This window comes from Vibrio sp. 10N.261.55.A7 (genome assembly GCF_002877365.1).
GTDB lineage: Bacteria > Pseudomonadota > Gammaproteobacteria > Enterobacterales > Vibrionaceae > Vibrio.
This window is the reverse complement of the sequence record NZ_MCWZ01000020.1, coordinates 21,830-30,434: the sequence shown is the minus strand read 5'-3', so window position 1 is coordinate 30,434 and position 8,605 is coordinate 21,830. Positions and strand designations below refer to the sequence as shown.

General features: G+C 43.6%; 8 protein-coding genes. 5 read left to right on the top strand and 3 right to left on the bottom strand.

Annotated elements, in window-relative coordinates; genetic code table 11:
* Nucleotides 1-151: 151 nt before the first annotated feature.
* The 5 genes from pflA to BCU12_RS02085 all read left to right on the top strand — a co-directional run bounded on the left by pflA (nucleotide 152) and on the right by BCU12_RS02085 (nucleotide 6,544).
* Complete coding sequence (pflA, locus tag BCU12_RS02105) at nucleotides 152-892, top strand: pyruvate formate lyase 1-activating protein (RefSeq protein WP_102402747.1); 741 nt, start codon at nucleotides 152-154, stop codon at nucleotides 890-892.
* Nucleotides 893-949: 57 nt separating this feature from the next.
* Nucleotides 950-1,450 carry a YfbU family protein gene (locus tag BCU12_RS02100; RefSeq protein WP_102402746.1) on the top strand — a complete coding sequence of 167 codons (501 nt, stop codon included), beginning with the start codon at nucleotides 950-952 and terminating at the stop codon, nucleotides 1,448-1,450.
* 222 nt (nucleotides 1,451-1,672) lie between these two features.
* Entirely contained in the window at nucleotides 1,673-3,607 is a 1,935-nt protein-coding gene (locus BCU12_RS02095) for a PrkA family serine protein kinase (protein ID WP_102402745.1), read from the top strand.
* Nucleotides 3,608-3,703: 96 nt separating this feature from the next.
* Entirely contained in the window at nucleotides 3,704-4,975 is a 1,272-nt protein-coding gene (locus tag BCU12_RS02090) for a YeaH/YhbH family protein (RefSeq protein ID WP_102402744.1), read from the top strand.
* A gap of 12 nt (nucleotides 4,976-4,987) precedes the next feature.
* On the top strand, nucleotides 4,988-6,544 hold the full coding sequence (locus tag BCU12_RS02085) for a SpoVR family protein (RefSeq protein WP_102402743.1): 1,557 nt from the start codon (nucleotides 4,988-4,990) through the stop codon (nucleotides 6,542-6,544).
* Nucleotides 6,545-6,685: 141 nt separating this feature from the next.
* Here the strand turns inward: BCU12_RS02085 and kdsB are convergent, their stop codons facing one another.
* The 3 genes from kdsB to lpxK are packed head-to-tail and all read right to left on the bottom strand — an operon-like array spanning nucleotide 6,686 to nucleotide 8,605.
* Nucleotides 6,686-7,438, bottom strand: coding sequence for a 3-deoxy-manno-octulosonate cytidylyltransferase (gene kdsB, locus BCU12_RS02080; protein WP_102402742.1), 753 nt, complete (start codon nucleotides 7,436-7,438; stop codon nucleotides 6,686-6,688).
* Nucleotides 7,438-7,617: a Trm112 family protein gene (locus BCU12_RS02075; protein WP_102402741.1), complete on the bottom strand. Its 180-nt coding sequence runs from the start codon at nucleotides 7,615-7,617 to the stop codon at nucleotides 7,438-7,440. Before BCU12_RS02075 ends, kdsB begins: the two co-directional genes overlap by 1 nt.
* The gene (gene lpxK / locus BCU12_RS02070; RefSeq protein ID WP_102402740.1) at nucleotides 7,598-8,605 is read right to left on the bottom strand and encodes a tetraacyldisaccharide 4'-kinase; all 1,008 of its coding nucleotides are present in this window, start codon (nucleotides 8,603-8,605) and stop codon (nucleotides 7,598-7,600) included. Before lpxK ends, BCU12_RS02075 begins: the two co-directional genes overlap by 20 nt.

The window sequence follows — 8,605 nt, the reverse complement described above, 5'->3', positions numbered from 1 at the left end:
TTAATTATAACAACTCTATAACATACATCCTCCAATTAGCGACTTTTTTTTCTTTGGCAATCGTAAAGGTATAGTTACTGTCACAAGTCCTGTTTATACGCGCTCATTTGTAATAAAATAACAGGCAAATAATTCTTTACGAGATGAGTTCATGTCTACAACTGGTCGCATTCATTCTTTTGAGTCTTGTGGTACTGTCGATGGCCCAGGCATCCGTTTTATCGTATTCATGCAAGGTTGCTTGATGCGTTGTAAGTATTGCCATAATCGCGATACTTGGGATACACATGGTGGAAAAGAAGTCACTGTCGAAGAGATCATCAGCGAAGCTAAGTCTTACCGTCACTTTATGAATGCTTCGGGCGGGGGCGTCACCTGTTCGGGTGGTGAAGCCATGCTACAGCCAGAGTTTGTTCGCGACTTCTTTCAAGCGGCACAAGCAGAAGGCATCCACACCTGCCTTGACACCAATGGATACATTCGCAAGCACACTGAAGTGACTGATGAAGTATTAGAAGCCACCGATCTTGTCATGCTTGACCTAAAGCATATGAAAGATGAAATACACCACGACTTCATTGGCGTGTCCAATAAACGGACGCTCGACTTCGCTCGGTACCTTCACAAAATCGGCCAAAAAACCTGGATTCGGTACGTCGTGGTTCCTGGTTATACCGATGATGAAGAAGCTGCTCATATGCTTGGCGACTTTATAAAAGACATGGATAACATTGAAAAAATCGAGTTGCTGCCCTATCACAGGCTTGGTGCCCATAAATGGGAAGCACTGGGTTTTGATTATGAGCTTGATGGGGTAAATCCACCGTCTAAAGAAGTGATGGATAACATTCAGTCTATACTGAGCCAGTACAACTCAAACGTGAAATACTAAGAATACGATCCTGAGTAACCAAATATCAGACCAATTTACTAAAAATAGAGAACCACCATGGAAATGACTAACGCTCAACGTTTAATTCTTTCAAATCAATATTACTTAATGTCTCAGCTGACACCTGAGAACGCAGAAAAGTACAAGCGTTTTCAAACAATTGTAGAACGTGGTTACGAGCTACAAATGCAAGAATTAAACAAAGATTTCGGTTGTATTACTGAAGCAGAATGTCGTCAGATTATCGATATTCTCGAAATGTATCACGCTATGCAAGAGTCTCACAAAATGCTCAAAGATGATGAGCAGGCAGAAGTAGACAAACGTCGTTTACAGTTTTTAGGGTTTGATATAGCGCGTGAATCTCAGCTAGTGAACTACGTTCGCTTCCTTGTCGATTCTGAAGGGCTATACCCACAGTTTGACAAAGCCGATCACCACTTTAACAGCCAAATGCCAATGTTAGACAAATATCGTCGTATGTTAGTCACTTGGCGCGCTTGTCCTCGTCAATACCACTTATGTGCAACTGAGTTAAACCAAATCTTCAACTCATAACCATTAAAATTTATCGAGGGCCAGTCATTGAACTGGCCCTTTTCTTATCTAAAATCCCCAACGACTTTCCTAGTGTAAACATCCTTTCTCACTGAGACTTCTGCAAATAAACACATAATTGTTAAGCACAATTCAGAAATTAAACTAATCTTAATTATGAAAGGAAATGTATTTCTACTGCGGGTTGTTTGACAGTTTGATCGGTTCAGAGGGGATTTCAAGATGAGTATTTTCGACCACTTCCAAGCACGCTATGAGGCAGCCAAAGATGAAGAGTTGTCACTTCAGGAGTTTCTGTCTCTTTGTAAGGATGACAAGAGCGCGTACGCAAATGCCGCAGAGCGACTATTACTCGCGATCGGTGAGCCTGAGGTTATTGATACCGCTCTTGACCCAACTCTTAGTCGTATTTTTTCTAATCGAGTGATTTCTCGGTATAAAACATTCGAAGATTTTTATGGCATGGAAGACGCCATAGAGCAGATCGTATCCTATTTAAAACACGCCGCACAAGGCCTAGAAGAGCGTAAACAAATACTCTATTTACTCGGGCCCGTCGGTGGAGGTAAATCTTCTCTTGCTGAAAAGTTAAAAGCACTGATGCAGCACATGCCCATTTATGTTCTCTCTGCAAATGGCGAACGCAGCCCAGTCAACGACCACCCATTCTGTCTGTTTGACGTGAATGAAGATGGTGAAGTCTTAAAGCAAGACTACGGTATTGAGAAACGTTATCTGCGTTCCATCATGTCACCTTGGGCAGCCAAAAGACTCAATGAATTTGGCGGTGACTTATCAAAGTTCAAAGTGGTTAAGCTACGCCCTTCTATACTCGAGCAAGTCGCGATCGCTAAAACTGAGCCAGGCGACGAGAACAACCAAGATATTTCATCATTGGTCGGTAAAGTAGATATTCGACAGCTTGAGCACTTCTCTCAAGATGACCCTGATGCCTACAGCTACTCCGGTTCACTATGTAAAGCGAACCAAGGCTTAATGGAATTCGTGGAAATGTTCAAAGCGCCAATTAAGGTGCTTCACCCTCTATTAACGGCAACGCAAGAAGGTAACTTTAACGGCACAGAAGGGCTTTCTGCTCTGCCATTTGACGGAATGATTCTCGCTCACTCGAACGAGTCTGAGTGGCAAACATTTAGAAATAACAAGAACAATGAAGCATTTTTAGACCGAGTCTATATCGTCAAAGTGCCTTACTGTTTAAGAGTGTCAGAAGAGGTGAAAATCTATCAGAAACTTCTCGAACATTCAGAGCTATCAAAAGCGCCTTGTTCTCCTAGCACCTTAGATCTGTTGGCTCAGTTCAGTATTTTGTCACGACTCAAAGAACCAGAGAACTCATCGCTGTTCTCGAAGATGAGAGTCTATGATGGTGAAACCCTAAAAGACACCGATCCTAAGGCAAAAAGCTATCAGGAATACCGCGACTATGCGGGTGTTGACGAGGGAATGTCTGGGCTATCTACGCGTTTCGCGTTCAAGATACTCTCAAGAGTCTTCAACTTCGACCAAACGGAAGTTGCGGCTAACCCTGTCCACCTGTTCTATGTCATCGAGCAACAAGTTGAGCGAGAGCAGTTCCCACAAGAGCAAGCAGAGAAGTACCTTGAATACCTTAAAGGTTACCTCGTGCCTCGATACGTCGAATTTATCGGTAAAGAGATTCAAACCGCTTATCTCGAGTCGTACTCAGAGTATGGGCAGAACATCTTCGACCGCTATGTCACCTACGCTGACTTCTGGATTCAGGATCAAGAGTACCGCGATCCAGAAACTGGCCAACTCTTCGACAGAGGCTCACTCAACAGTGAGTTAGAGAAAATCGAAAAAACAGCTGGAATCAGCAACCCGAAAGATTTCCGAAATGAAATAGTAAACTTTGTCCTTCGTGCAAAAGCGCATAACAATGGTAAGAACCCAGTTTGGACCAGTTATGAGAAGCTTCGTACCGTCATTGAGAAGAAAATGTTCTCTAACACGGAAGAGTTGCTACCCGTAATCTCTTTCAATGCGAAAACTTCATCAGAAGATCAGAAAAAACATGATGATTTCGTCGCTCGAATGATGGAAAAAGGCTACACCGAAAAACAAGTAAGATTGCTATCTGAGTGGTATTTACGCGTTCGTAAATCTTCTTAATTAAAGGCAACGCAAACCCGTCATAATAGCCATATTAAGAGCGCCTCTTTATATGGCTAGTGACACTGTGGTGTGATGTTTAAAGAGGAATTGCTTATGGCACAATTTATCGACAGAAGGCTTAACGGCAAAAACAAAAGTGCAGTCAATCGACAGCGATTTTTGCGTCGTCATAAAGAGCAAATTAAAGAGTCAGTGGCCGATGCCGTAAATCGTCGTTCGATCACAAATACGGATTCTGGTGAGGATGTGTCCATTCCGCACCGTGATATTAAAGAGCCTACTTTCCATCAAGGAAAGGGCGGCAAACGTGAGCGTGTGCACCCAGGTAACGATCAATTCATTAAGGGTGACAAAATTGAACGTCCAAAAGGTGGCGGTCAAGGAAAAGGCTCAGGCGAAGGTGATGCAAGTCAGGATGGAGAAGGTGAAGACGAATTCGTATTCCAGATCTCGAAGGATGAGTACCTAGATTTACTCTTTGAAGATCTTGAACTGCCTAACCTTGAGAAAAACCAGGTCAACAAGGTGACCGAGTGGAAATCGCATCGCGCTGGATTTCAAACTGCGGGTATTCCGTCGAACATCGCTATTGTACGTTCTTTGCAGCAGTCATTAGCTCGCAGAACCGCGATGACGGCGGGTAAGAAACGCCTCCTCAGTGAATTAGAGGATCAGCTCGACGAGATTCAAAATGCGGAACCTGCGCAATTGCTCGAAGAAAAACGCATTAAGCAAGAAATCGAAGACCTACGGAAAAAGCTCAAATCTGTCCCCTTTATCGATACTTTCGATTTGCGATTCAAAAATTATGAAAGGCGCCCAGTGCCCTCTAGCCAAGCCGTCATGTTCTGTCTGATGGATGTGTCCGGTTCGATGGATCAAGCAACCAAAGATATCGCCAAGCGCTTCTACGTGCTCTTATACCTTTTCCTAAACCGAACTTACGAAAATGTAGACGTTGTCTTCATTCGTCACCACACTCAAGCGAAAGAAGTCGATGAACATGAGTTCTTCTATTCCCAAGAAACCGGAGGAACGATTGTGTCTAGTGCCCTTAAGCTTATGAACGAGATTGTCACTGATCGCTACCCTGCTGGAGAGTGGAATATTTACGCAGCTCAAGCGTCTGATGGCGATAACTGGGCGGATGACTCACCCCGTTGTAAAGAACTGCTCGTCAACAAACTGCTGCCAACATGTCAGTACTATTCTTACATTGAAATTACTCGCCGCTCTCATCAAACACTGTGGCATGAGTATGAAAAACTGGAACAGCAATTCGATAACTTTGCGATGAAAAACATTCGAACGGTTGATGACATCTTTCCTGTATTTAGGGAACTTTTTAAGAAAGAAACAGCTTAGGGAAACGTGCCCATGACGACAAAATCTAAGAGCGCCAAAGCCAAGGCGGGGAAGTCAAAAAGTAAGATGTTACCAGATGGACCTGATTGGACGTTTAACTTACTTGAGCAATACCACGTTGAAATAAAGCGTGTCGCTCAACATTATCGATTGGATACCTACCCTAATCAGATCGAGGTGATCACGTCAGAGCAAATGATGGACGCCTATTCCAGTATCGGTATGCCTATCAACTATAACCATTGGTCATTTGGGAAAAAGTTCATTCAAACTGAACAAGGGTACAAACACGGCCAAATGGGATTAGCTTATGAGATAGTGATCAATTCTGACCCTTGTATCGCTTACTTAATGGAAGAGAATACCGTAACAATGCAAGCGCTAGTGATGGCACACGCTTGTTATGGTCATAACTCATTTTTTAAAGGGAATTATCTGTTCCAGACTTGGACCGATGCAAGTTCCATTATCGATTACCTATTGTTTGCCAAAAACTACATCACTGAGTGTGAAGAAAAATATGGCGTGGCAGAGGTGGAAGCTCTGGTTGACTCTTGTCATGCCTTAATGAACTATGGGGTTGATCGTTATAAACGCCCTGAAAAAATATCTATCGCCGAAGAAACCGCTCGCCAACAAGAACGCGAATCCTATCTTCAATCACAGGTCAATGAATTATGGCGCACGGTGCCAAAAGCCAAGACTCAAGATGAAGAAATGAAAGTTAGATTTCCATCCGAGCCACAGGAAAATCTCCTTTATTTCATCGAAAAACATGCACCGTTACTTGAATCATGGCAACGTGAAATCGTACGAATTGTTCGTAAAATCAGTCAGTACTTCTACCCTCAAAAGCAAACTCAAGTAATGAATGAAGGGTGGGCAACATTCTGGCATTACACGATTTTAAACCACTTATATGACGAAGAATTAGTCTCCGACAAATTTATACTTGAGTTTCTGCATAGCCATACCAGCGTAGTTGCTCAACCAGCTTACAATCACCCTCATTTTAGCGGTATAAATCCTTATGCTCTTGGGTTCGCTATGTTCCAAGATATTAAGCGCATATGCGAAGAGCCGACTGACGAAGACAGGGAATGGTTCCCAAATCTAGCAGGTACGGATTGGCTTGATGCCCTTCATTTCGCTATGCATAACTTCAAAGATGAAAGCTTCATTAGCCAATACCTCTCTCCTAAATTGATGCGCGATTTTAAGCTCTTCGCTATCAACGATGATGATAGGAAAAACTACGTTGAAGTCAGTGCGATTCATAACGATTCAGGATACAGGGAGATACGAGAAAAACTCGCGGCACAGTACAATTTGAGTAATCTAGAACCGAACATTCAGGTATTCAACGTTGATGTACGCGGAGACCGATCTCTGACTCTTCAGTATATTCCACAAGACCGTGTCCCTCTGGCAGACAACTACGACGAAGTATTGAAACACCTATACAGGATATGGGGATTTGATGTCATCTTAGAGGAGCTAAAAGAGACTGGACGGCGTGAAATACTGGCTACATGCCCACAAAGAAATGACTACGACAGTAAGATTTAGCGGATATTGTCACGGGGTGCTGCTTTAGAGAGGGTTTGGCAGAGCACGTCTTTATCAGAATAACACTGTTATCAGAAACAAAAAGGAGCAATACACGCTCCTTTTCCTTTTGATACAACATTCGCTTAATGTATGTAGCGCCTATCGATTTGCCAAGATCGCTCTTACCGTTTCAAGGTCTTCCGGTGTATCCACACCACCTGCTGGTGCTTCTTTTGCAATATCAACATGGATCTTTTCGCCATGCCAAAGTACACGAAGCTGCTCTAGACACTCGATCTTTTCTAGAGCGGTCGGTTGCCAATTAATGTAGGTATTAATAAAGCCAGCTCGATAAGCGTAAATGCCTATGTGGCGCAACAAAGGCTGGTTCACTCTCGCTGGATCCGCATTAAAAGCATCTCTATCCCAAGGTATTGTCGCGCGGCTAAAATACAGCGCGTATCCCTCTTTATCCGTGACTACTTTCACGGCATTTGGGTTAAACACTTCACTTTCATCGGATATCTCTACGCCAAGCGTCGCCATAGGAGCAAGGCTGCTAGCAAGATTATCGGCCACTTGCTTGATAATCGAAGGTGGAATGAGAGGCTCATCCCCTTGAACGTTAACGACTATATGATCATCAGCAATGTTCATTACCTTAACCACCTCAGCGAGACGCTCAGTACCCGACTCATGATCGGGCGAAGTCATGCATACTTGTCCGCCAAATGATTTAGCAGCCGAAGCCACTCGTTCATCATCGGTCGCGATAATAACTTGATCCGCTCCAGCTTGAATCGCTTGCTCATAAACCCATTGGATCATTGGCTTACCACCAATATTCGCTAACGGCTTGCCAGGCAATCGAGTTGACTGAAAGCGAGCTGGGATGACTACGGTAAATGACATTATCTACCCTCTTCTGACGAAATGGTTCGTGCCTCTGGCTCTATTAATACAGGAATGCCTTCTTTCATTGGGTAGGCTAACCTATCAAGCTTACAAATAAGCTCTTGATTTTCTTTATCAAAAGTCAGTTTACCCTTACACACAGGACAAGCGACAATCTCAAATAGACGATGATCCATATTGTTCTAATACCTCTTTTAATTTATTCATTATGCGCTGTTCATACAAAGGTTCAAATTCTGCCGAAACTGGCAAATACCACCACGTCTCTTTCGCAAATTCTCGGCACTTTACAGCGTCTTTCTCAGTCATAATCGTATTTGAACCAGACAAACTCAAGGTGTCTAGTTCTTGTTGGTTGTATGCTTGATGATCAGCAAAACCCTTAGTCAACACCACATCGGCACCGAGTGTTTCAAGTGTATTGAAAAATCGAGGTGGGTGGCCTATCCCTGCAAATGCCACCAAACGCCCTAATTCACTGACTAGAACACGTTGGCCTGTGACTAAGTTGATCGCGTGACTAGGAACTAAGGTCATACTGATTTCATCACTCTTAGCCTCACCACCATTCGTAATCACAAAATCAACTTCTTGGAGGCGACTGGTTTTTTCCCGCAGTGGTCCTAGCGGTATTAACTGTTCATTACCAAAGCGTCTTTCACCATCAACAATCACCAGCTCTATATCTCTTTGCAATGCATAGTGCTGTAGGCCGTCATCGGTTATGACAATATCAATATCTTGCGTTAGTAATGCCTTGACTGCTTCAGAGCGAACAGGAGAGACGGCAACAGGAACGTTCGTTCGTTGTTTTATTAACTTTGGCTCATCACCACAATGCGCTGTCGGAGTGCTTTCTTCCACAACCAAAGGGTAACTCGGTGCTTTTGCTCCATAGCCTCTTGATACCACTCCGGGTTTGTAGCCGAGATCGACAAGCTTTTCTACCAACCAAATCACGACAGGTGTTTTACCATTGCCACCAGCGGTTATGTTGCCAACAACAACAACGGGGACTGGCGGCCGATAACTCGGTTTACTTCCCGACTCAAACGCTTGTCTGCGCTGACGACTAATCAAACTAAACAGTAAACTCAATGGCCACAACAGCGGCCAGAGTAAATACTTAAGTGGGTGGCTTTGAAACCAGATCTTCTCAATCAC